The organism is Modicisalibacter tunisiensis, assembly GCF_020148005.1.
In the GTDB taxonomy this organism is placed as follows: Bacteria; Pseudomonadota; Gammaproteobacteria; order Pseudomonadales; family Halomonadaceae; genus Modicisalibacter; species Modicisalibacter tunisiensis.
The window spans coordinates 2,033,329-2,056,057 of record NZ_JAGXFD010000001.1; the positions used below are offsets into that span (position 1 = coordinate 2,033,329).

Sequence of the window (22,729 nt, forward strand, 5' to 3'; positions counted from 1 at the left end):
GTCACTATAAGGCTCGCGACCTGCCACGGCAATGTGCACCCGCCACCGGACCGGGCGATGGTGGTTGCACAAGACGCGGGCGCCGAGTGCATCCCGGGCCGTGTGCCGCAGCCCCGGGGACGGTGGGAGTTGACGCGAAAATCACTTGCGGCCAGCCTCTTGGGGGGCCATCATCTGCGCCCTCTCGCCGGCCTCTCGAGGTCCGGGCGAGGCCAAGACCGGGGTGGCATCGGGTCGGGGGCGGCGTGCGCATCCCACCACCGATAAGACCCTTACCACTGTTGACTTTTCCCGATCTGGAAGCGAACCCATGAGCAAAGTCCTGATTATCGGCGCTGGTGGCGTCGGCGGTGTCGTCACTCACAAGTGTGCCCAGCATCCCGAAGTGTTCAGCGAAATCTGCCTGGCCAGTCGCAACGAAGCGAAATGCAAGGCGATCGCCGCCCAGCTGGATCGCCCCATTCAGACCGCTCAGGTCGATGCCGATGACGTCGAGGCGCTGGTCGCGCTGATCGAGTCGTTCACGCCGGACGTGCTGATTCACGTGGCCTTGCCCTATCAGGACCTGACCATCATGGAGGCCTGCCTGCGCACCGGCGTGCCCTATCTGGATACCGCCAACTACGAGCATCCGGACGAGGCCAAGTTCGAGTACAAGGAGCAGTGGGCCTTTCAGGAGCGCTACAAGAGCGCCGGCAACATGGCCACCCTGGGCTGCGGCTTCGATCCGGGCATGACCAACATCTACTGCGCCTACGCACAGAAGAACCTGTTCGACGAGATCCACACCATCGACATCCTCGATGCCAACGGCGGCGACCACGGCTATCCGTTCGCCACCAACTTCAACCCGGAGATCAACATTCGCGAGATCACCGCGAATGGCCGCTACTGGGAGAAGGGCGAGTGGAAGGTGACCGCGCCGCTGGCCGAGAAGCGCACCTTCGACTTCGACGGCATCGGCGAGAAAGACATCTACCTGCTCTACCACGAGGAGCTCGAGTCGCTGTCGCAGAACATCAAGGGGCTGCAGCGCATCCGCTTCTGGATGACCTTCTCCGAGAAGTACCTCACCCACCTCAAGGTGCTCGAGAACGTCGGTATGACGAGCATCGAGCCGATCAAGGTGGGCGACAGCGAGATCTCGCCGCTGGAATTCCTCAAGGCGGTACTGCCCGATCCGGCCTCGCTGGGCCCGCGCACCAAAGGCAAGACCAACATCGGCGTGATCGTCGATGGCATCAAGGACGGCAAGCGTCGCAAGGTGCACATCTACAACATCTGCGACCACCAGCAGTGCTACCAGGAAGTCCAGTCCCAGGCGATCTCCTACACCACCGGCGTGCCGGCGGTGACCGGTGCCATGCTGATGCTCGAGGGCGTCTGGAAGGGCGAGGGCGTGTTCAACGTCGAGCAGCTCGACCCGAACCCGTTCATGGAGCGTATCGGCGATATGGGGCTGCCGTGGCAGGTGGTCGAGCTCGACCCCGAAGCCGATCCGCTGGCCTGATCGATGGCGATGACGGACAACACGGGATACCCGTTCGATATCCATGCCTGCCCGTCGCCGGCCTACGTGGTCGACGACGCCCTGCTGCGCCGTAATCTGGAGTGCCTGAAGGCGGTTCAGGAGCGCAGCGGCGCGAAGGTCCTGCTGGCCCTCAAGGGCTTCGCCATGTGGGATACCTTCCCGCTGGTCAGCGAATACCTGGTGGGCACGACCTCCAGCGGCCAGGACGAGGCTCGCCTCGGCGCCGAGACTTTCGGCGGCGAGGTGCATGTCTATTCGCCGGCCTTCACCGCGCCAGAAATGGACGTGGTGCTGCGCTATGCCGATCACCTGAGCTTCAACTCGCCGGGGCAGTGGCGGCGCTTCCGCGAGACCGTCGCGGCGGCGCCGCGACGCATCTCCTGCGGGTTACGGGTCAACCCCGAGCACTCCACGGGCGAGGTTGCGCTCTATGACCCCTGCGCGCCGGGTTCGAGGCTGGGTACGCGGGCGGCCGATCTCGAGCCGGGTGATATCGACGGTCTCGAGGGGCTGCACTTCCACACCCTGTGTGAGCAGAACAGCGACGCTCTGGAGGAAACCCTCGACGCCTTTGAAGCGAAGTTCGGGCAGTATCTGGCGGGCCTGCGTTGGGTCAACTTCGGGGGCGGTCATCACATCACCCGTGCCGACTACGATGTCGATCGGCTGGTGCGGATCATTCGTGACTTCAAGTCACGTCATCCGCATCTCGAGGTCTACCTCGAGCCGGGCGAGGCGGTGGCGTTGAACACCGGCTTTCTGGTCGCCAGCGTGCTGGATATCGTCGACAACGATGGACCGATCGCCATCCTGGACACCTCCGCCACCGCGCACATGCCGGATGTACTGGAGATGCCGTACCGTCCGGAAATCATCGGTGCCGGGCGGCCCGGCGAAAAGCCGTACACGTATCGTCTAGGGGGCACCACCTGCCTGGCCGGCGACGTGATCGGCGACTACTCGTTCGGCAAGCCGCTCGAGATTGGTGACCGCCTGGTGTTCACCGACATGGCCCACTACACCATGGTCAAGACCACCACCTTCAATGGCATTCGCCTGCCGGCGATCTGCCGGGTCGACGAGACCACCCGGGCGGTGCGTACGGTGCGGACCTTCGGCTACGTGGATTACATGCAGCGCCTGAGCTGAACCTCCCCGTGACCGGTTCGTGGCCCGACGCCCCGCCCTCGCGCGGGGCGTCGTGTGTCGTGCCCGGTCGTTGTACCGGCCGAAGCCACCGTAGAGACTTTCCCTGTTCATCCCCGGACGCAAGGAACCGATGGCATGACTTCGAAGCGCCTGTTGCCACAGCCTCGGGCAGCTTCCGCCGTCAACGGCTCGCCGCGCCGAGTCGAGCGATGCCGGATCGATGGCGGTCGCCTCGGAAAAACGGCAACGTGTCCCCGCCGAGCTTGATACGGGTCATGTTTTCCATCGTGATTTTGGCCTAGCCTGAGATTGGCACGACATCCATGGAAAGGAGCAGCAAGGGACGGCTTTACCAGGGATGCATCCGCAGGGGGCGGGTGGAAGAATGCGACAGGACACAGCGCCATGCAGCCCGGCCGAGCGCCGGGCTTTTCTTTGTCGTTTCCCGTGGCCACGGTACTGACGGATTTGCGTACCATGGCCCTCCGGCTCAGTGCTGCACGTCTCCAGCCGTAGGAACCATAGGCCCTGTATTCGCCTGCTTCAGGCCCCTCCGGGCGTCGTCAGGGCGTTCATTCCGGCAACACCGCTTCTGCCTGTCTTCCTGACAGATAAACTTCCGACGTTTCCGCTCTTCTGCATGCCGTTATGCCTCGCCATGACCTCGGCGTTATTGCCGTTGACCCGGTCTCTATTGAGCTGGGTCAAGTCGCGGAATGAGGGTGATGGTACTATTTGGTTGTTGATTTATATTATTTTGATATAAATCGCATGAGAGCGTATCAACCTGCGTGTTGAATGCCTCATTAATGTGACTAGGAGCAGAGGTGCCTGATGGAAAAAGTCCCGAATCTTTCACTATGGCGTGGTGGAGTTGCCTTGCGTGCTTCCGCGATCTCCATGGGCTTCGTGTTCCTGATGGGCGGGTGGCGTCGATTCGTCAATGTACCCGCGAAGCACGATATCAATACGCCGGCTTCGCTGGCCAGCAAGCTGGTGGAAGCGGCACCGGGGTCGCCTATAGAGCCGGTTATTCACTGGGTCCTGGCGCATCCTGTGGTAGCGGAGTGGTCGATTTATGCCATGTCCACTGCCGAAGTACTGGTGGGGCTGGGGCTGATCCTGGGACTGCTGACGCGCCTCGCGGCCACCGGGTCGGCCTTGCTGAATATTGCACTGATGCTGATTTTCGGCTGGATGGGTTACGAGTGTCTTGACGAGTGGACGATGGCGGCCCTGGGTTTCGCTATTTCGGTCAGTGTCATGATCCATGGTGCTGATACGTATTCCCTCGATCATGCGCTGAAGCGCGACGATTTTTCGGGGGTGTTCACCCGAAATGTCTGTCTGGGACTTACAGTCATGTCCGTGATTTTCACCGTGGGATTCTACAGCTACTATTTTGGGATTTTCGACTTCGGAAAGCTTACCAGTACAGGAAGCTACCACATTTCCGTGGTTGAAAGTCCCGGGTCTGCCGGTCAAGAGCGTCTCTATGTGGATGCCGGTCCTTCCTCCGCCTTTGCCTACGTGACGTCCATCACATATACCCTGGATGGTGGCAGCAAGAAGACCGTCGATGCTTCGGATATCGACGTCCTGAAAAGTCACTTCGAACCTTGGGCGCACAACTCCGGAAGTCTGGTCGATGGCGTCATGAAGCTGCGCCTTGGCTCAATGGTCGATATTCGGGTCCCCGAGGCGGCGGTATCGGCAACGATTCATCTGCTCGACAACAAGGATTCCGTGGTCCGCTTCCGGCCATAGCCGGGGGCACCATCCTGCATGCGCCTTTGGCATGGCGTTTACCCGGGTCGGCGCACGGCCCGGGTAATGCGTTGGGTACTCCGGCTTTCATGCCCTCCCGGGGTTCGAGGCGTCCGGACGGCAAGTGGAGTCGGCGGTACGGAGCATCGATGGTGGTCTGACGCTGATATCTCCGAACACCCTGCACGGTCCGGGCGTCACGAGTCATGTCGGTATATTTCCGGGGGCGAGGCAGGGGGCGAAGTGTGGTTTCGGGTCGAACCGGAGAGGGAGGGTTGCTGCAAGCCATTGATTCCCTTGGCGCCCCCGATAGGATTCGAACCTATGACCTACCCCTTAGGAGGGGGTTGCTCTATCCAGCTGAGCTACGGGGGCGCGATGGAACGCGTCGCATTATAAGCGCCTGACCGGCCAAGATAAACCCGCAGGACGAGCCGCGCAGGCCGGAAGGTGTCAGGCGCGGACGGCAGGGCGGCGCTGCAGCGGGTAGTCGGGGCGAGCGGTGGGGTCGAGGTAACGCCGGGTCAGCTCGTCGGCGGGCATCGGCTCCCCCAGCAGGAATCCCTGGGCCAGGTCGCAGCGGCAGCGGCGCAGTTCGTCGAGCTGGGCCTGACGTTCCACCCCCTCGGCCAGCACCTTGCGCTGCATGGCGTGGGCCATGTTGATGATGCCGCCGACGAACTGGCGCTGGCTGGCACGCGTGTCGATGCCGTTGATGGCACTGTGGTCGATCTTGAGCGTGTCGATGGGCAGCTGGCTGGCGTAGGTGATCGAGGAGATGCCGGCGCCGAAGTCGTCCAGCGAGACGGAGGTACCCAGTTGCTTGGCCTCGAGGAGCTGGCTGCAGGCCAGGTCGAGGTCGTGAAACTGGCTGGACTCGAGGACCTCGATCGTCAGGTAGGGCGTGGACAGGCGCAGTGCTTCGCGGGACTCGCTGATGGCGCGCAGGAAGCTGCCCGTTTCGATCTGGTCCTGGGACAGGTTGATGCTGACGCCGACAAGGTACCCATGATCCTGCAGGCGCTTGGCCATTCGGCTGGCTTCCTGCACCAGCCAGCCTCCGAAGGGCAGGCTCAGCGACGAATGCATGATCACGTCGATGAAATGATGCGGTGCCAGCACGCCTTCCTGCGGATGCCGCCAGCGTGCCAGCGCTTCGAAGTACAGTGTCCGGTCGGAGGCCAGGTCGACGATGGGTTGGTAGTAGAGCTCCAGCTCACCTGTCTCGAAGGCCTGCCTGACGCGCTGGAAGGTATCCTGGGAGCGGGACTCGACGAAGCGCTGGGCCCGGGCGATGCGGTTCTTGCCGCTGAGCTTGGCGTCGTACATGGCCTGGTCGGCACTGTCGATCAGCGTCGCGGTACCCAGCCGGTAGTCGTTGGTGAATGCCACGCCGATGGACACCGAGATGCCCACCGACTCGCCGTTGTCGAGCTGGAAGGGCTGGACCAGATCATCGACGATCTTCTGGGCGACCTTGACCGCCTTGTCGCCATTGCCCATGCCGGTCAGGGCGATGACGAACTCGTCACCGCCGAAGCGGGCGACGATATCGGTGCTGCGCATCAGCCGCTTGAGGCGTCGGCTGATCTCGACAAGCAGCTCGTCCCCGGCGGCATGGCCAAATCCGTCGTTGATCGGCTTGAAGTCATCGAGATCCATGAACAGCACGGCGATGCCGCTTTCCGTGTACTGCAGGCTGACCAGGTGCGTCTCGAGCGTGGCGATGAAATGCTCGCGGTTGTACAGGCCGGTCAGCGGATCGTAGATCGCCATGCGCTCGAGCCGGGCCTGGTTGAGGCGCTGCTGGGTGATGTCGCGGAACACGCTGACATAGTTGAGGAGACGGCCGTCGTTGTCGCGCACTGCCGAGATGGTGGCATTGACGATCAGCTGGCTGCCGTCCTTGCGGGTATTCCAGATATCGCCGGACCAGTAGCCCTGCTCCGCGATTGTGGCAAACAGCGCCTGATAGAAGACGGCGTCGTGCTTGCCCGACGACAGCAGCTGCGGCTTGTGGCCCAGGGCTTCCCCGCGCGTGTAGCCGGTCAGCCGGGTGAAGGCCGGGTTGGTATCGATGATGATCTTGTCGGCGTCAGTGACGATGATGCCGTCGTGGGTGTTGTCGAAGACCGCCAGGGCCAGTCCCGAACGCCGGGCTCCATCGGCGTCGCGCTGCATGCAGATCAGGTAGCGGTGGCCGTCGTGGTTTTCCACCGGCGAGACCGTCATCTCGGTCCACAGGCGCGAACCGTCGCGGCGATGACACTCGACGGTGTCGGTCATGGCGGCGCCGTGTCGCAGTACCCTGGCCATCATGGCCGGCAGGTCTGTATCGCCGTCGGGGGCGGCCAAGTGGCGCAACGGCGTACCCGCCGGGGGAGCGTCCGGGCGCCCGAGCAGGCGCCCGAAGCCATGATTGGCGAACACGAGCGAAAGATCGGTGCGCTCGCCGTCGACAATGGCCACCGCCGTGCCGGGCAGGTCCAGCACCCGGGCGAGCGAGGCAATCAAGGGCGGCAGCGAATCCAAGGCAAGACTCCTGTGGCATCGGGCAGGGTGCAATTGAGTGAATATCGGCAGGCTGTCGTCAACCTTTAGCCGCGACCCGGGGCGGTGCCGGCTGGAGCCGGTGTCACGACGCGGCTAGACTGGGCACTTTTTCGTAGCGGGGGAAGGGTGAGCGCCGAAGACCGCATTTTCGACGGCCTGGCCGACAAGTTCGCCGACAGCCTTTACGGCAAGCCGCGGGGAGCGTTGCGCCTGGCGCTGCTGGATGCACTGTTGCCGCGTACCCTGCACCTGGCGGGCCAGCCGGCGCTGGATGTCGGCGGCGGGCTAGGGCAGATGAGTGTCTGGCTGGCCGAGCGTGGCCATCCGGTGACGCTGGCCGAACCCTCGGCGGAGATGCTAGCGCGGGCCCGTGAGTCGCTGGGATGCCGGCGGGCCACGCTGCTGCAGGCGCCGCTTCAGGCGCTCCCGGAGCGGGCGCCGGGGCCCTGGCCGCTGATCGTCTGTCATGCGGTGCTCGAGTGGCTGGCCGAGCCGCGCGAGGCGATCCGCATTCTGGCCGATCTGCTGGCACCGGGCGGTCAATTGTCGCTGATGGTCTTCAACCGTGATGCCCTGCGCTTTTCCAACATCATCAAGGGCAACCTGACCAAGGCGCTGGATGACCGGCTGGCGGGCACCGGCAAGCGCCGGCGGCTGACGCCGATCTCGCCGCTGACCCACACCGAGGTGGTCGCGTGGCTGGCCGAGGCCGGGCTGGTCGTCGAGCATGTCGCCGGGATCCGTGTCTTCCATGACTACCTGCGCGAACGCGAGCCCGACGCGACGACTCTGGCACAGCTCCTGGAACTCGAGCATCGCTACTGCGATGTGGAGCCGCACTGGCGGCTCGGCCGTTATCTTCTCTACAGCGTGACAAAGCCGGGCGGCAGCACGGGCGAGTGAGGGAGTTCGCGCGGCTATCGCCAGACCAGCGGATAGTCGGGCCGGGCCCCCGGCGTCAGGTAGTGCTCGAGCAGCGCTTCCTCGGTCATGGGGCGCCCCATGAAGAAGCCCTGGGCCAGGTCGCAGCCCAGCTCGCGCAGCAGCCGGAGCTGGCCCGCAGTCTCGACGCCCTCGACGACGACCTGACGCTGCATGGCCTGGGCCATCAGGGTCACGCCGCGCACGAATTCCCGCTGATCGCGGCGATTCTCCAGGCTCTTGATCATGCTGCGATCGATCTTCAGCGTGTCGATGGGCAGTTCGGACGCATACGTCACCGAGGACACGCCGGTCCCGAAGTCATCCAGCGCCACGCTGGCGCCCAGCAGACGCGCTTCATGCAGCTGGTTGGCGGTCAGGTCAAGATCGTGGAACTGGCTGGTCTCGTGAATTTCGATGGCGATGAAGGGGGAGGCGAGCCCCAGTTCGTCGCGTACTTCGCCCAGCGTTTGCAGGAAATCACCGCCCTCGATCTGCTCCTGGGTCAGGTTGATGCCGATGACGGCCTGGACGTGGCATCTCTGCAGCCGCCGGGCGAGCCTGCCGGCACTGCGTACCAGCCATTGGGCAAAGGGATGGCACAGCGAGGAACAGGTCAGGGTATCGATGAAGTGAGGCGGCCCGAGAACCCCCTGTTCGGGATGATGCCAGCGTGCCAGCCCCTCGAAGCCGACCGTCTTCAGGTCGGCGAGCCGGATGATGGGCTGGTAGTGCAGTCGAATTTCGCCGTTTTCGAAGGCATGGCGTAGGCGCAAAAAGGTTTCGCTGGAGCGCGTGACATGGCGGTCATGGGCGGTGGCGATGCGGTTCTTGCCCTGCTGCTTGGCATCGTACATGGCGGCGTCCGCTGTATCGATCAGCGTCTCGGCGGTCGTTTCGGGGTCAACCGTGACGACGATGCCGATCGAGGCCGATACCTGCACGCGTTGTCCGTTGCTCAGCTGATGGGGGCGCATGATCTCCTTGAGCATCCGCGCGGCGATGGATTCGGCCATCTCGAGGGAGGCGACGCCGGACAGGGCCACCATGAACTCGTCGCCGCCGAAGCGGGCCACCAGGTCGGTGGTGCGCATCATGTGCTTGAGCCGGTGGCTGATCTCCACCAGCAGCTCGTCGCCGGCCGCGTGACCGTGGCGGTCGTTGATCGGCTTGAAGTCATCGAGGTCCGTGAAGAGCACCGCCAGGCCGGTCTCCGTGTAGCGCAGGCCGTCGAGCAGGTTGTTCAGGGCGTTGGTGAAGTGCTCGCGGTTGAAAAGCCGGGTCAGTGGATCATGGATGGCCAGGCGCTCGAGGCGCGCCTGACTGAGCCGGCTCTGCGTCACGTCCCGAAAGAGGCTGAAGTAATGGCTGAGCCTGCCCGAACGGGTATAGAGCGCGCTGATGGTGGTCTGGGCGATGAAGTGGGTGCCGTCCCGGCGACGGTTCTTGATGTTGCCGCTCCAGAACCCCTGCTCGGCGACATCGAAGAAGACGTTCTGGTAAAACAGCGAGGCGTGCTTTCCCGAGGAGAGAATGTGAGGTTTCCTGCCCAGCACATCTTCGCGCGTATAGCCGGTAATCCGCGTGAAGGCCGGATTGGTGTCGATGATGACCTTGCGGGCATCCGTGATCAGGATACCCTCCTGGCAATGCTCGAATATCGCCCGCATCAACCAGGGACGAAGGGCATCGTCTTCGGGATGGCCGGGGAAGCATGTGTTTTCGAGAGGCTCCGGGCCTGGGTCGGTCACGTTCACGGTTCCTTGCGATAGAATCCGGGCCGTTCGCTGGCCGGTTTGTTGTCATGGGCGCCGGCTCTTCGTCGCCATGCTGTTGTTTGCGAGATATTTCACCACGTTACTCGGCGTTTCAATACTTGAGTCTGATTCAGATCATGGAGGAAGCATGAATTTCCCTGGAGCCATGCCATGAGTCCCGTCACCCCGACATGCCAGCTGCTGGATCGCCAGGCCCTCGACTATCGCGGCTGGCTATGGGTCGCGCCACCGGATGACCCCTGGCTGGGCGACGCCGGCGGCACGGTATGGAGTACCGATGCCGCGATCGCCGCGACCTGGCGGGCGCGCGGGGTGACGGTGCATGACGACCTGAATGCCGATCCGGGCGTGCCGCCGGGGGCGGTGCTGTTCTGGCCCAAGGCCCATGCGCTGGGGGAGTGGTGGTTGCTGGCGCTGTGCCGTGCGCTGCCGGCCGGCACGCCGCTGCAGGTGGTGGGCGAGAACCAGGGCGGCATCCGGCGGGTACTGAAGGTGCTGGCGGCGCTGGGGCTGGGCTGTCGCAAGCGCGACAGTGCACGGCGCTGCACCCTCTTCGAAACCCGGGTGGGGGCGGTGCCGCTCGACCCCGACGCTGTCTGGACGCAGTTCGAGGCGGCCGGCCTGACCCTTGCGAGTCATCCCGGGGTGTTCGGCCACGGCAAGCTGGATGACGGCACTCGCCTGCTGCTCGACCACCTGCCCGCCGGGCTGGGGCAGGACGGCGAGCGGCTGCTCGACGTGGGCTGCGGCGACGGCGTGATTGCAGCGTATCTGGCCCGCCGGGGCGGGGCGGTCACCGCGCTCGACGTCAACGCCTTCGCCGTCGAGGCCACACGACGCACCTTGTCGGCCAATGACCTGGACGGGCGGGTGCTGGCCAGCGATGTCTACACGGCACTCGGCGAGCAGGAGCGCTTCGCCGCGATCGTCAGCAACCCCCCGTTTCATCAGGAGCGGCGCATCGACTACGGGCCGACTGCCCGGCTGATCGAGCAGGCGCCACGCCATCTCGAGCCGGGCGGCAGTTTGTGGCTGGTGGCCAACGCCTTCCTGCCCTATGCGGATCGGCTCGAAGCCGCCTTCGGTGGCTTCAGTATCATCACCGACGACGGGCGCTTTCGGGTCTACCGCGCCGTGCGGCGCTGAGTCGCCGAGTCAGGGTGATACCTCAGCGCGACGGGTCGCGATAGTCGATGGCAGTGATGATATAGGTGGTCTCGCCGCCGGGGGCGGCCACTGTCACCTCGTCGTCGAGCGCCTTGCCCAGCAGGGCGCGGGCCAGCGGCGCATCGACGCTGATCCAGTGCTTGCCGGTGTCGGTCTCGTCGTGGCCGACGAGGCGGATGGCCATCTCTTCGCCGTCCTCGTCCTCGAGGGTGACGAAGGCGCCGAAGTAGACGCGCCCGGTATCGGCCGGCAGACGGTCGACCACCTGCAGCTCGTCGAGCCGCTTGCCCAGGTAGCGAATGCGCGCGATGACCCGGTTGAGCTCCTTCTTGTTGTAGGTGTAGTCGGCGTTTTCGCTGCGATCGCCCAGCGCGGCGGCCTCGCCGACCTTGGTCGACAGCTCGGGACGGCGTACCCGCGAGAGATGCTCGTGAATACCCTTGAGCCGGGCGAACCCCTCGGGGGTGATGAGGTTGCTCTTCTTCTCCTGGCGCGGGTCCTTGGCCGGATCCCGCCAGCGCGTCATGTTGCGACCTTTCATGGCGGCACTCTCTATGGGGACAACGGTGGCGATGGTGACAACCTGAGTACCCTACGCAACCGCGTGCGAGCGGCCAAGCACTTGTGACATGCGAGCGAGGCTGTCTGGCGAATCATTCAAACGTTCGTTACATTGCAGGGGTCATCCATTCACTGTCGGGAGCCGTTCATGCGACTGTCCTTTCCATGGCGCACTCTGTCGGGTGCCTTCGTATTGCTGCTGGCCCTGCCGGCCATGGCCGGGGAGGCTTCGGTATTTCCCCTGATGCATCGCTGGGCGCACATCAACTATCGTATGCACGGCGAGGCCCAGGAGACGGCTTTCGCCGCTCTGGCCGATGACGCTGCCGGCCTGGCCGAGACGCATCCACGCAACGCCGAGGTGCTGACCTGGCAGGGTATCATCCTCGCCTCCGAGGCCGGCGCGAGGGGAGGGTTGGGAGCGCTCGATCTGGCCAAGCAGGCTCGGGATGTGCTCGAGCGCGCGATCGACATCGATCCGCAGGGCGATAATGGGTCGGCCTATGTGACGCTGGGCACGCTCTATGCCCGGGTGCCGGGGTGGCCGATCAGCTTCGGCGACGACGAGCGGGCGGAGCGCCTGTTGAAGAAAGCCGTCGCCATCCGCCCCGAGGGCATCGATACGCGCTATTTCTATGCCGCCTTTCTGCATGGTCAGGGGCGCGATCCGGCGGCTCTCGACCAGGCGCTCAAGGCGCAGCAGGCGCCGGACCGGCCGGGGCGCGAGGCATCCGACAAGGGGCTGCGCGAGGCGATCGGGCGTCTCGTCGCCGAACTGCGCTGAGCCGCCTCGTCGGTCGGCGGCTTGGCAGGGGCCGAATGGCCCGGGATAATGAGGCGCATTGTGCCTGAACGGGGCGCCCAGCCGGCCAGCGGAGGAATCATGACCGACGAGATCGAAGCAGGGCGCGCGCAATTCGGCAGCGAGGATGTCGAGCGCGTGGCGACCGAGTCGCTGTACCAGGGCTTCTTCAGCCTGGAGCGACGCCGCCTGCGCCATCGTCTCTTCGAGGGCGGATGGAGCGACGTCGTGACCCGCGAGGTGCACGTGCGTCGCGATGCCGTGGGGGTGCTGCTCTACGATGTCGAACGCGACCACGTGGTGCTGGTGGAGCAGGTGCGCGCCGGCGCCCTGAACGACCCGGTCAGCCCGTGGAAGCTGGAGCCCGTCGCCGGGCTGGTCGAGCCGGGCGAGAGTCCGGCCGAGGTCGCCCGGCGCGAGGCCGTGGAGGAGGCGGGCTGCACGATCGACGAGCTGATCGAGCTGTATCGCTACTACCCGAGCCCCGGGGCCTGCGATGAGCAGGTCACGCTGTACTGCGGCCTGGTCGACAGCCAGGGCATAGGCGGCGTGCACGGCCTGGCCGAGGAGCACGAGGACATTCTGGTGCATGTGCTACCCTTTGCCCGCGCCTGGGAACTGCTGCAGACGGGGCGACTCGACAATGCCATGTGCCTGATCGCCTTTCTCTGGCTGTCCCGTGAACGCGCCTCACTGCGAGCAAGGAGGTAACCCGTGGCCAGGACCGCTTATGTCACCGACCTCAAGTCACTCCAGGCCGAGTGTTCGGCCAACTATCTGCGGCTGACGCGGCTGGTCGACGATCTGGAGGCCGGGGCGGTGCGCGAGGTGCCGCTGGCCGGTCACGCCGGGCGCTTCGGCACGCTGTGGCTCGAGGTGGCCGAGTGTGCCCCGTACACCACCATTCTGCGGGTCGCCCAGACCGGTGTGCTCGACGGCATCATCGACTCGCCGCGCATGACCGTGCATCTCTACCATGATGTGCGCATGGCCGAGGTCACCGACTTCCAGCGCCAGCGCCATTTCCACGGCCGCTACCGTTATCCCAATCCGCGCATGCACCAGCCCGACGAGAAACTTCAGCTCAACCGCTTCCTCGGCGAGTGGCTGGAACACGGCCTGGCCCACGGCCATGCCGCCGATCTGACTCCGCTGCGCTGAGCCCCTTCTCCGTCTGCCGGCAAGCCGGCCGGTGGTTCCCTTCGGCACGCCGTGCCGCCCGTCCTTCCAGGAGTTGATTGTCCGATGCGGCTGATCCAGGTCACCGATTGCCACTTGCACGCCGACCCCGAGGCCCGCTCGCGGGCGGGGGTGCCGTTCCGCCAGCTCGAGGCGGTGCTCGAGCGGGTGCGGGCGCTGCGTCCGGATGTGCTGCTGGTGACCGGCGACGTCAGCCAGGACGAGACGCCCGCCTCCTATGAACTGGCCGCGCGGGCCTTCGCCGGAGTGGACTGCCCCTGGTTCTGGCTGGCCGGCAATCATGACCGGCCCCAGTACATGGCCGAGGCGCACGCACTGCTCGACGAGGTGGATCTGGGCGACTGGCGCCTGCTGCTGCTGGATTCGCGGGTCAGCGGTCAGGTGCACGGCGAGCTGGGGCAGACACAGCTGCAGGAGCTGGCCCTGCGACTCGAGATGGACGACCGGCCGACGCTGCTGGCGCTGCACCATCCGCCGGTCGAACTGGGCTCAGCCTGGATGGATGCGATCGGCCTGCTGGATCGCGAGGCCTTCTGGCAGACCCTGGCGGCCTATGCCCAGGTGCGCGTGGTGCTGTTCGGCCACGCCCATCAGCCCTTCGCGGCGCGCCACGCCGGCACCGGTGGCGAGATCGCCATCTACGGCTGCCCGGCCACGGCGGATCAGTTCCTGCCCAGCTCGCCCACCTTTGCCGTCGACGAGGCGTCGCGCCCGGGATGCCGGGTGGTGGACCTGGAGGGCGAGGTAATGACCACCTGGATCGAACGGGTGACGCCCTGAGCGTTATTCCCTCAAGAAATTAAAGGATGTTTCTTAATTCTTGGACGTTATCCAAGGTCGCTCGGTAACGTACTCTCATCCTTGTTCCCCCGGTCCGGCGGGAATGCCACCGGTCATGAGAGGTTGCAAGCCGAGATGCTTTCTCCCGAGCGACAGACCCACCTGAAGCAGCTCGAAGCCGAGTCGATCCATATCATCCGCGAGGTAGCCGCCGAGTTCCGCAACCCGGTGATGCTCTACTCCATCGGCAAGGACTCCTCGGTGATGCTGCACCTGGCGCGCAAGGCCTTCTATCCGGGCACGCCGCCGTTCCCGCTGATGCACGTCAACACCACCTGGAAGTTCCGCGAGATGATCGAGTTCCGCGATCGCATGGCGGATGCGGTGGGCATGGAGCTGATCGAGCACATCAACGAGGAAGGCCGAGCCGCCGGCATCAACCCCTTCGACCACGGCAGCGCCAAGTACACCGACATCATGAAGACCCAGTCGCTGAAGATGGCGCTGGACAAGTACGGCTTCGACGCCGCCTTCGGCGGGGCGCGCCGCGACGAGGAGGCCTCGCGGGCCAAGGAGCGGGTCTACTCGTTCCGTGACAAGTACCACCGCTGGGATCCCAGGAACCAGCGTCCCGAGCTGTGGAATCTCTACAACGGCAAGGTCAACAAGGGCGAGTCGATCCGCGTGTTTCCGCTCTCCAACTGGACCGAGCTGGATATCTGGCAGTACATCTACCTCGAATCGATCCCCATCGTGCCGCTGTACTATGCCGCGCCGCGGCCGGTGGTCGAGCGCGACGGCATGCAGATCATGGTCGACGACGAACGGATGCCGCTCGAGGAAGGCGAGGTACCCGAGGAGAAGTGGGTGCGCTTCCGCACGCTGGGCTGCTACCCGCTGACCGGCGCGGTGGAGTCACGCGCCGCCACCCTGCCCGAGATCATTCAGGAGATGCTGCTCACCCGGACCAGCGAGCGCTCGGGGCGCGCCATCGACCACGACCAGGCCGGCAGCATGGAGCGCAAGAAGCGCGAGGGGTATTTCTAATGGCACACCAGTCAACGCTGATCGCCGACGACATCGAGCAGTACCTGCACGAGCACGAGACCAAGGACCTGCTGCGCTTCATCACCTGCGGCAGCGTCGACGACGGCAAGTCAACGCTGATCGGGCGGCTGCTGCACGACTCCAAGATGATCTACGAGGATCAGCTCGCCGCCATCACCCAGGCCTCGAAGACCAGCGGCACCACCGGCGACCAGGTCGACCTGGCGCTGCTGGTCGACGGGTTGCAGTCCGAGCGCGAGCAGGGCATCACCATCGACGTCGCCTATCGCTACTTCTCCACCGACCGGCGCAAGTTCATCATCGCCGATACGCCGGGACACGAGCAGTACACCCGCAACATGGCGACCGGCGCCTCCACGGCCAGCCTGGCGGTGATCCTGATCGATGCCCGTCACGGCGTGCAGACCCAGACCCGGCGACACAGCTTCATCTGTGACCTGCTGGGCATCCAGCACCTGGTGATCGCCGTCAACAAGATGGATCTGGTCGACTACTCGCAGGCGCGTTTCGACGCCATCGTCGCCGACTACCGCGCCTTCGCCGAGAAGCTCGGCGCCCGCGACATCCGCTTCGTGCCGATCTCCGCGCTGGAAGGCGACAACGTCGTCAACGCCAGCGACAACATGCCCTGGTACGACGGCCCGGCGCTGCTCGAGGGGCTCGAGACCGTCGAGATCGCCCGCGACAGCAACCTTTCCGACCTGCGTCTGCCGGTGCAGTACGTCAATCGCCCGAACCTCGACTTCCGCGGCTACTGCGGCACGCTGGCCGCCGGCATCCTGCGGCCGGGGCAGGCCGTCAAGGCGCTGCCGTCGGGCCGGCAGTCCCGCGTGGCGCGCATCGTCACCTACGACGGCGACCTCGAGACGGCCTATCCGGGGCAGGCGATCACCGTCACGCTGGACGATGAAATTGACGTCTCGCGGGGCGACTGGCTGGTCGCCGCGGATGCCGAGGTGGCGCTGTCCAACGCCTTCAGCGCCGACATCGTGTGGATGCACGACACCCCGCTGGAGCCGGGCCGGCTCTACGATATCAAGCTGGCGACCCGGGATCTCTCCGGGCGGATCCAGTCCATCGACTACCAGGTCGACGTCAACACCCTCGAGCATCACTCGGCCGATCAGCTGCCGCTCAACGGCATCGCCCGCTGCCGGGTGGAGCTGACCGCCCCGGTGCCGGTGGACGACTATCGTCGCAGCCCGGGCACGGGCAGCCTCATCGTCATCGACCGCTTGAGCAACGTCACCGTGGGCGCGGGCATGATCCGCGAGGCGCTCGAAGGCGATGACACCGCCGCCGGCCCGGTCGACTGGGAGGCCTTCGAGATCGAGCTGAATGCCCTGATCCGCAAGCACTTTCCCCACTGGGAAGCGAAGGACGTCAGCGAACTGTTGCGACGTTAACCTCCATTGCATCGGCATCGATCGTTGCTGGCCCCGCCGTTTTTCGGCGGGGCCTTTTTCGTTGGACGATCCCCGGCGCGCAGGGCTCCTGAGCGGACGGCCTGTCACCGTGGCGTCATCATTGCGTAACAGTACGGCGTTATTTTTGTTAGCAGACAATATTTTTACCTGTTAATTTTTAGTGGTATCATTATAAATACCCCTATCAACCAGGCTGGCGATGGGTGAAGGCGCGCAAAGCCGGCATCCGGAGTCCGGGCGCGTTGCTGCATGTCCGGCTCATGCCGACAGGGGCGCCTGGTTGATTGGCTGAAGCAGGGGAAGGGCAATGACGGGCCGGCGTGCCGGCGGGTGCTCGGCCTATAGCCTCCCCGATAACACGACGCAAAAAAGGAAATCATTCATGTCTTGCAAGTGGTCACATGTCGTGCCGGGTGTCATCGGCGCCGGTGTTCTGGCGTATTCATCTCTGGCGAGTGCTGAAATCACGCTGGTTGAGCCCGATATGAACGGTTCCGCCTGGAACCGGTTCGAGGTACAGGTCGGTGGCAGCATCCGTGAGCAGTACTTCAATCGTTCAGGCGGGGGCGATGACGGCAGCTACAAGCACAAGGGCTATGACGGCGGCACCCGTTTCCGCCTGCATGCCAACTACCACGTCAACGACGACCTGACGCTGCTGAGTTATTTCGAATATGGCGTGGACACCATGCATGTCGCCGGCTGGGAAGACCATTACGTCAAGGGCAGCAAGACGACCAACCGCCGTCAGGTGTACTTCGGCTTCGACAGCTCACGTTACGGTCGCCTGACCCTGGGCAAGCAGAACAGCGTCTATTACGACACCGTGGGTGTCCAGACCGACGTCTGGGACTACGACATGCTGGCTCAGGCCCCCAGCGTGGGCGTCAGCGGCGACTACGACGGTTCCTACCGTGCCCGCAAGAGCGCCAAGTACATCTACGATCTCGGCCGCACCAAGCTCTACTTCGGCTGGCTCATCCCCGATGACGACTATCATCTGGGCAACGGGTTGAACTACCGCCGCAAGAGCGGGGGTTCGGTGGGTGTCTCCTACGACTTCACCCCGACCCTGCAGCTGAACGCCGCCTACAGCAACGTCTCCTCCGAGGTGAACAACTACAGCGGCGACCAGAAGTCCTATCGTCAGGAGCTGACCGGCGCCGCGCTGACCTGGCAGCCGGGCCAGTGGTACCTCTCCGCGGGTGGCGGCTACTACCGCAACTTCGTGCCCAGCGGCATCGACACCATGAACGACTTCTTCACCGGCGATGCCTACGGTGTGGAATACGTGGCCAAGTACACCGTGCCGGTGAACGACCTGTTCGTGAAGACGGTGTCTCCCTACGTCGCCGGCGACCGCCTGAAGATGCTCAACGGCCCCGAGTACCAGAGCAACCACCAGGCCATCGGTGTCGCGACCAAGTTCGACTACGGCTTCCGCTTCGACCTGGAGCACACCTTCGCCAACACCTCGGACAACGAAGCCGACGCCACCCTGGCGCGGGTTCGCTACGACTTCTGAGTGTTCGGGCCTCGACCTGAAAAAACCGGCCGCCAGGGCCGGTTTTTTGTGCCCGGTGGTCGGATTAGCGCCGCGTGGCGATCAGCACCGCGCGACGCGGTGCCGGGTAGCCCTCGACGGTGCGCGAGCGGTCCTGCGGGTCGAGGAAGTCGGCTAGCGACTGGAAGGTCATCCACTCGGTGGCGCGCTGTTCGTCGAGGGTGGTCGGCGCCTCGTCCACCACGCGCACGTCCGTGAAGCCGCAGCGCTCGAGCCACAGCGCCAGGGCCCGGGAGGCCGGCAGGAAGTAGACGTTGGGCATGCAGGCATAGCGTTCCTCGGGCATCAGCACGGTGGTCGCGTCGCCCTCGACCACCAGGGTCTCGAGCACCAGCTCGCCGCCCGGACGCAGGGCATCGCGCAGTTGCAGCAGGTGATCGAGCGGCGAGGCGCGGTGGTAGAGCACGCCCATCGAGAACACCGTGTCGAAGGTGGCGAGGTTCGCCGGCACGTCCTCGATACCCGCCGGCAGGAAATGCGTGCGTCCGCCATCGGCGTCGCCGACGAAGTGGCGGACCGCCTGGAACTGGTAGTAGAAGCGCGGCGAGGGGTCGATCACCAGCGTGAAGGCCGCCCCGGCACCGGCCATCCGCCAGGCGTGATAGCCGTTGCCGCCGCCCACGTCGAGCACCCGGCGTCCGGCCAGCGGCGCGAGATGCGGCGCCACGCGCTGCCACTTCCAGTCCGAGCGCCATTCGGTGTCGATGACGGTTCCGCCCAGCCGGTAGGGGCCCTTGCGCCAGGGCATCAGCGCCTTGAGCAGATTGTGGCAGCGGCGCCGATCGGCATCGGACAGGGCGACGTCGACGCTCACCGTGTCCCGGTCCAGCGCAACCTGCCGGTCGGCAGGCAGTTCCGGCAGCTTGGCCACCGCCTTCTCCCAGCCGGGCAGGTCGCCGTGGCGCCGACGGTCGAGGCCGCGGGCCAGCTGATCGGGCAGGCGCGCCAGCCAGGTGTCCAGCCCCTGATCGACGAAGGCGTGATAGAGCGCCTTGCGGGCACGCGCGTCAGGCGTCATGGGGATGGCCTCCGGGACGGGCCTTGAAGGCGATCATCGAGGCGAAGTTGAGATACTGGAACCAGGTGGTGACGCGCTCGAAGCCGAGCCCCGCCAGGCGCGCATGGTGGGTCGCCAGGCTGTCCGGACGCAGCACGTTCTCCAGTGCGGTGCGCTTCTGGCTGATCTCCAGGTCGCTGTAGCCGTTGGCGCGCTTGAAGTCGTGGTAGCGCTCCACCAGCCAGGCGTTCTCCGCCTCGTCCTCGGCGACGATCTTCTCCGAGAGGATCAGCACACCGCCCGGTTCCAGGACCGAGTACAGCCGGCCGAGCAGGGCATCGCGATCGGCGGGATCGAGGAACTGCAGGGTGAAGTTGAGCACGATCAGGCTTGCGGGGCGATAGTCGATCGTGCGGATGTCGCCCTGCTCGATGATGATCCGGTGCTCGGGGCACTCGCTGGCCAGGGTCGCCCGGGCCCGCTCGACCATCGCCGGCGACAGGTCGATCCCGGTCAGGGTGAAGGCTTCCGGCGGCAGGCGAGCGGCCAGTGCCAGGCCCACCGCGCCCAGCGAACAGCCCAGGTCGTAGACATGGCCGCCGTGGCGCAGGTGGCGTTCGGCGAGCACGCCCAGCATGCCCAGGATCTGCCCGTAGCCGGGGATCGAGCGACGGACCATGTCGGGAAAGCAGGCCACGACCTGCTCGTCGAAGGAGAAGGACGCGACCCGGTCGAGGGGTGTCGTGAAGATCGCGTCACGGTAAGATGCATCACTCATGGACATTCGCCGTGGGTACTAGGCTTTGTCTGAAAACTGGCTGCGCTCGATCGTGCGGTGTTCAAAATCAGCTCAAAATGCTCGTTTACGTCTCGTAAACTCCGCTTTTTCGCTGATTTTTGCCTTGTCTGATCGTCGCTCGACGCCTTTTCGGACAAACCCGGGGTGGCATGACAGGGCGCGGCCGGGGCCGGGAAGGCGGTCGTCGCCCGGAACGGGGCACCAGTTTACGCATCGCCCCGGCGGCTTGCACCCGCCCGCGGTGGTCCAGGGCAAGGCAGCACGAGTGTGACTAAGGACGGTTAAAGGAGAGGCCGATGAGCACCACGATGATCGATCAGCACCCCGCCTGGCAGGCACTGCGCGAACATGCCGACACGATGCGCGACATCCACCTGGCGACCCTGTTCCGGGAGCCGGGGCGCTATCCCGATTTCAGCCGCCGGGCCGCCGGGCTGATGCTCGATCTGTCCAAGCAGCGCTGGCGCCACGAGACGCTCGACAAGCTGCTCGACCTGGCGCGTGCCGCGGGCGTGCCCGAGGCGATCGCTCGCCTGCTGGCCGGCGAGCGGGTCAACATCAGCGAGGATCGCCCGGCGTTGCACACCGCGCTGCGCCTGCCGGCGGAGGCGCGCCTGGTGGTCGACGGCGAGGACGTGGTGCCGGCCGTGCACGCCACCCTCGACAGGATGGCGCACATCGTCGAGCAGTGCCATGCCGGGCAGTGGCGGGGCGCCACCGGCAAGGCGGTGACCGACGTGGTCAACCTCGGGGTCGGCGGTTCCGACCTGGGACCCCTGATGGTCTCCCACGCCCTGGCCGACTATCGCCCCCGCGACATCCATCCGCTCGAGGTGCACTTCGCCTCGACCATGGACGGCTCCCAGCTCGCCGACTACCTGACGCGCTTCAACCCGGAGACGACGCTGTTCGTGCTGTCGTCGAAGTCGTTCACCACCGTCGATACCCTGTCCAACGCCCGCACCGCCCAGGACTGGCTGATGAGCCATCTGGTCAACGGCGACGGCGACCGGGACCTGGTCCAGCGCCAGCACTTCATCGGCGTCTCGGCCAGCCCCGAGAAGATGAGCGAGTGGGGCATCGCCGAGCGCAATCAGCTGGAGTTCTGGGAGTGGGTCGGTGGCCGCTACTCGCTGTGGGGCGCCATCGGCCTGCCGATCGCCCTGGCGGTGGGGATGGACAACTTCCGCGCGCTGCTCGCCGGTGCCCACGCCATGGACCGGCATTTCGCCGAGGCCGAGCTCGAGTCCAACCTGCCGGTGCTGCTGGCGCTGGCGGGTATCTGGAACAACAATTTCCTCGATATTCGCGCCCATTCGATTCTGCCCTACGACGGTCGCCTGGAGTTCTTCGCCAGCTACCTCGAGCAGCTGGAGATGGAGTCCAACGGCAAGTCGGTGACCAACCACGGCGAGCTCACGCGCTATTCGACCTGCCCGGTGCTCTGGGGGCAGCTGGGTCCCAATGCCCAGCACGCCTTCTACCAGCTGCTGCACCAGGGGACCCAGGCGGTGGAGTGCGATTTCATCGCGCCGATGCGCCGCTACGACCGCGTCGAGGACGAGGCGACCCGCCGGCATCTCAAGAACCAGCATCGTCTGACCCTGGCCAACTGCTTCGCCCAGTCGCGGGTGCTGATGCTGGGCGACGAGGCAATCGATGACGACGGCCCGCGGCCGAGTCACAAGCGTTACCGGGGCAACCAGCCGTCGACCACGGTACTGCTCGAGCGGCTGACTCCCGAGACCCTGGGGTCGCTGATCGCGCTCTACGAGCACAAGGTCTTCGTCCAGGCGACGATCTGGGACATCAACCCCTTCGACCAGTGGGGGGTGGAACTGGGCAAGAAGATCGCCACCCAGACCGAGCGTGTGCTGGCCTCCCGCGAGGGCGTCGAGGCCCTCGACGAATCCAGTCGTGGCCTGATCGAGGCGGTCTGGGAGGCGGAGTCGCGCAATTGATGCTGTTTATCCATCCAGGTTTTGGGTATGCTGAATGACCGCCTGACCACGGCGCCGGTCGACGGCGTGCTCTACCTTCACGGCTTCAACAGCGGCAGCGCCTCGCCCAAGGCGCAGTTGATGCGCGCCGCCTGCAAGCGCCTGCGCCACGGTGCCGACTCGCTGGCCTGTCGCACGCCGCAATTGTCGCATCGTCCGGACGCCGCCCTGGCGCGGGCCGAGGCCGAACTGGCCGAACTCGGCGACAACGTGCTGCTGGTGGGCAGCTCGATGGGCGGCTTCCTGGCCAGCGTGCTGGCCGAGCGCCACGCCCTGCCGGCGGTGGTGATCAACCCGGCGGTGGCCCCGGCCCGGCTGGTCGAGGCCTGGCAGGGGCAGGCGTTCGTCAATCCCTACAACGGCGAACGTTTTACCGTCGAGGCGGCGCACCGGGAGGCGCTGGCGGCCATGACGCCGGCGCGCCTGACGCCCGAGCGCTACCTGCTGCTGCTGGGCACCGCTGACGAGACCCTCGACTGTCGCGACGCGTTTCGCGCCTATCGCGGCTGCCGCATGCTGATCGAGCCGGGCGGCGATCACGGCTTCGGCCATCTGGCGGCCTACCTGCCCGCGGTGCTGGCGCATGGCGGGCACACCTTCGTCGGCCCGGTCGACGCCGTGGCGGCGCCCTGAGTCAGCGACATCATCGACAGCTTCATGGATAC

Annotated in this window: 19 protein-coding genes and 1 tRNA gene; 14 read left to right on the top strand and 6 right to left on the bottom strand. The window is 65.4% G+C overall.

Annotation, left to right across the window (positions count from 1 at the left end; genetic code table 11):
• The first annotated feature begins 310 nt into the window (after window positions 1-310).
• From KGQ91_RS09460 to KGQ91_RS09470, 3 genes are all read left to right on the top strand, one after another.
• Window positions 311-1,510, top strand: coding sequence for a saccharopine dehydrogenase family protein (locus KGQ91_RS09460; RefSeq protein ID WP_224420871.1), 1,200 nt, complete (start codon window positions 311-313; stop codon window positions 1,508-1,510).
• Between the two features lie 9 nt (window positions 1,511-1,519).
• Complete coding sequence (gene nspC / locus KGQ91_RS09465) at window positions 1,520-2,680, top strand: carboxynorspermidine decarboxylase (protein WP_224420872.1); 1,161 nt, start codon at window positions 1,520-1,522, stop codon at window positions 2,678-2,680.
• A gap of 834 nt (window positions 2,681-3,514) precedes the next feature.
• On the top strand, window positions 3,515-4,447 hold the full coding sequence (locus KGQ91_RS09470) for a TQO small subunit DoxD (protein ID WP_224420873.1): 933 nt from the start codon (window positions 3,515-3,517) through the stop codon (window positions 4,445-4,447).
• 298 nt (window positions 4,448-4,745) lie between these two features.
• Here KGQ91_RS09470 and KGQ91_RS09475 read toward each other — a convergent pair.
• Window positions 4,746-4,822: transfer RNA gene (locus KGQ91_RS09475), tRNA-Arg, on the bottom strand.
• Window positions 4,823-4,900: 78 nt separating this feature from the next.
• Window positions 4,901-6,979, bottom strand: coding sequence for a putative bifunctional diguanylate cyclase/phosphodiesterase (locus tag KGQ91_RS09480; RefSeq protein ID WP_224420874.1), 2,079 nt, complete (start codon window positions 6,977-6,979; stop codon window positions 4,901-4,903).
• A 147-nt stretch (window positions 6,980-7,126) separates the two neighbouring features.
• Here KGQ91_RS09480 and KGQ91_RS09485 point away from each other — a divergent pair, with 147 nt between their 5' ends.
• Window positions 7,127-7,903, top strand: coding sequence for a methyltransferase domain-containing protein (locus tag KGQ91_RS09485; RefSeq protein WP_224420875.1), 777 nt, complete (start codon window positions 7,127-7,129; stop codon window positions 7,901-7,903).
• A gap of 14 nt (window positions 7,904-7,917) precedes the next feature.
• Here KGQ91_RS09485 and KGQ91_RS09490 read toward each other — a convergent pair whose 3' ends face one another.
• Window positions 7,918-9,672: a putative bifunctional diguanylate cyclase/phosphodiesterase gene (locus tag KGQ91_RS09490; protein ID WP_224420876.1), complete on the bottom strand. Its 1,755-nt coding sequence runs from the start codon at window positions 9,670-9,672 to the stop codon at window positions 7,918-7,920.
• A 177-nt stretch (window positions 9,673-9,849) separates the two neighbouring features.
• On the opposite strand from KGQ91_RS09490, the gene KGQ91_RS09495 reads away from it, so the two are divergent.
• Window positions 9,850-10,845, top strand: coding sequence for a class I SAM-dependent methyltransferase (locus tag KGQ91_RS09495; protein ID WP_224415333.1), 996 nt, complete (start codon window positions 9,850-9,852; stop codon window positions 10,843-10,845).
• Between the two features lie 22 nt (window positions 10,846-10,867).
• On the opposite strand, the gene greB is transcribed toward KGQ91_RS09495, so the two are convergent.
• On the bottom strand, window positions 10,868-11,407 hold the full coding sequence (greB, locus tag KGQ91_RS09500) for a transcription elongation factor GreB (RefSeq protein WP_163647546.1): 540 nt from the start codon (window positions 11,405-11,407) through the stop codon (window positions 10,868-10,870).
• A 168-nt stretch (window positions 11,408-11,575) separates the two neighbouring features.
• Here greB and KGQ91_RS09505 point away from each other — a divergent pair, with 168 nt between their 5' ends.
• The 7 genes from KGQ91_RS09505 to KGQ91_RS09535 all read left to right on the top strand — a co-directional run bounded on the left by KGQ91_RS09505 (window position 11,576) and on the right by KGQ91_RS09535 (window position 18,229).
• Entirely contained in the window at window positions 11,576-12,211 is a 636-nt protein-coding gene (locus KGQ91_RS09505) for a tetratricopeptide repeat protein (protein WP_163647545.1), read from the top strand.
• A gap of 99 nt (window positions 12,212-12,310) precedes the next feature.
• Window positions 12,311-12,940, top strand: a complete 630-nt coding sequence (locus tag KGQ91_RS09510) for an NUDIX domain-containing protein (protein WP_224415332.1) — start codon at window positions 12,311-12,313, stop codon at window positions 12,938-12,940.
• Between the two features lie 3 nt (window positions 12,941-12,943).
• Window positions 12,944-13,390 (top strand): DUF1249 domain-containing protein, encoded by a 447-nt coding sequence (locus KGQ91_RS09515; RefSeq protein WP_224415331.1) that lies wholly within the window; start codon window positions 12,944-12,946, stop codon window positions 13,388-13,390.
• 84 nt (window positions 13,391-13,474) lie between these two features.
• The gene (locus tag KGQ91_RS09520; RefSeq protein WP_224415330.1) at window positions 13,475-14,209 is read left to right on the top strand and encodes a phosphodiesterase; all 735 of its coding nucleotides are present in this window, start codon (window positions 13,475-13,477) and stop codon (window positions 14,207-14,209) included.
• 135 nt (window positions 14,210-14,344) lie between these two features.
• Window positions 14,345-15,256 carry a sulfate adenylyltransferase subunit CysD gene (cysD, locus tag KGQ91_RS09525; protein ID WP_163647541.1) on the top strand — a complete coding sequence of 304 codons (912 nt, stop codon included), beginning with the start codon at window positions 14,345-14,347 and terminating at the stop codon, window positions 15,254-15,256.
• Window positions 15,256-16,683 carry a sulfate adenylyltransferase subunit CysN gene (gene cysN / locus KGQ91_RS09530; protein ID WP_224415329.1) on the top strand — a complete coding sequence of 476 codons (1,428 nt, stop codon included), beginning with the start codon at window positions 15,256-15,258 and terminating at the stop codon, window positions 16,681-16,683. Before cysD ends, cysN begins: the two co-directional genes overlap by 1 nt.
• A 505-nt stretch (window positions 16,684-17,188) precedes the next feature.
• The gene (locus tag KGQ91_RS09535; protein ID WP_224420877.1) at window positions 17,189-18,229 is read left to right on the top strand and encodes a porin; all 1,041 of its coding nucleotides are present in this window, start codon (window positions 17,189-17,191) and stop codon (window positions 18,227-18,229) included.
• Window positions 18,230-18,293: 64 nt separating this feature from the next.
• On the opposite strand, the gene cmoB is transcribed toward KGQ91_RS09535, so the two are convergent.
• Window positions 18,294-19,286: a tRNA 5-methoxyuridine(34)/uridine 5-oxyacetic acid(34) synthase CmoB gene (cmoB, locus tag KGQ91_RS09540; protein ID WP_224420878.1), complete on the bottom strand. Its 993-nt coding sequence runs from the start codon at window positions 19,284-19,286 to the stop codon at window positions 18,294-18,296.
• Window positions 19,276-20,043, bottom strand: coding sequence for a carboxy-S-adenosyl-L-methionine synthase CmoA (gene cmoA, locus KGQ91_RS09545; RefSeq protein ID WP_224420879.1), 768 nt, complete (start codon window positions 20,041-20,043; stop codon window positions 19,276-19,278). The genes cmoB and cmoA overlap by 11 nt, the downstream gene beginning before the upstream one ends.
• A 317-nt stretch (window positions 20,044-20,360) precedes the next feature.
• On the opposite strand from cmoA, the gene pgi reads away from it, so the two are divergent.
• Together pgi and KGQ91_RS09555 are read left to right on the top strand one after the other, a co-directional pair.
• Complete coding sequence (gene pgi, locus KGQ91_RS09550; protein WP_224420880.1) at window positions 20,361-22,025, top strand: glucose-6-phosphate isomerase; 1,665 nt, start codon at window positions 20,361-20,363, stop codon at window positions 22,023-22,025.
• Window positions 22,026-22,052: 27 nt separating this feature from the next.
• Window positions 22,053-22,697 carry a YqiA/YcfP family alpha/beta fold hydrolase gene (locus KGQ91_RS09555; protein WP_163647536.1) on the top strand — a complete coding sequence of 215 codons (645 nt, stop codon included), beginning with the start codon at window positions 22,053-22,055 and terminating at the stop codon, window positions 22,695-22,697.
• Window positions 22,698-22,729 lie beyond the last annotated feature (32 nt).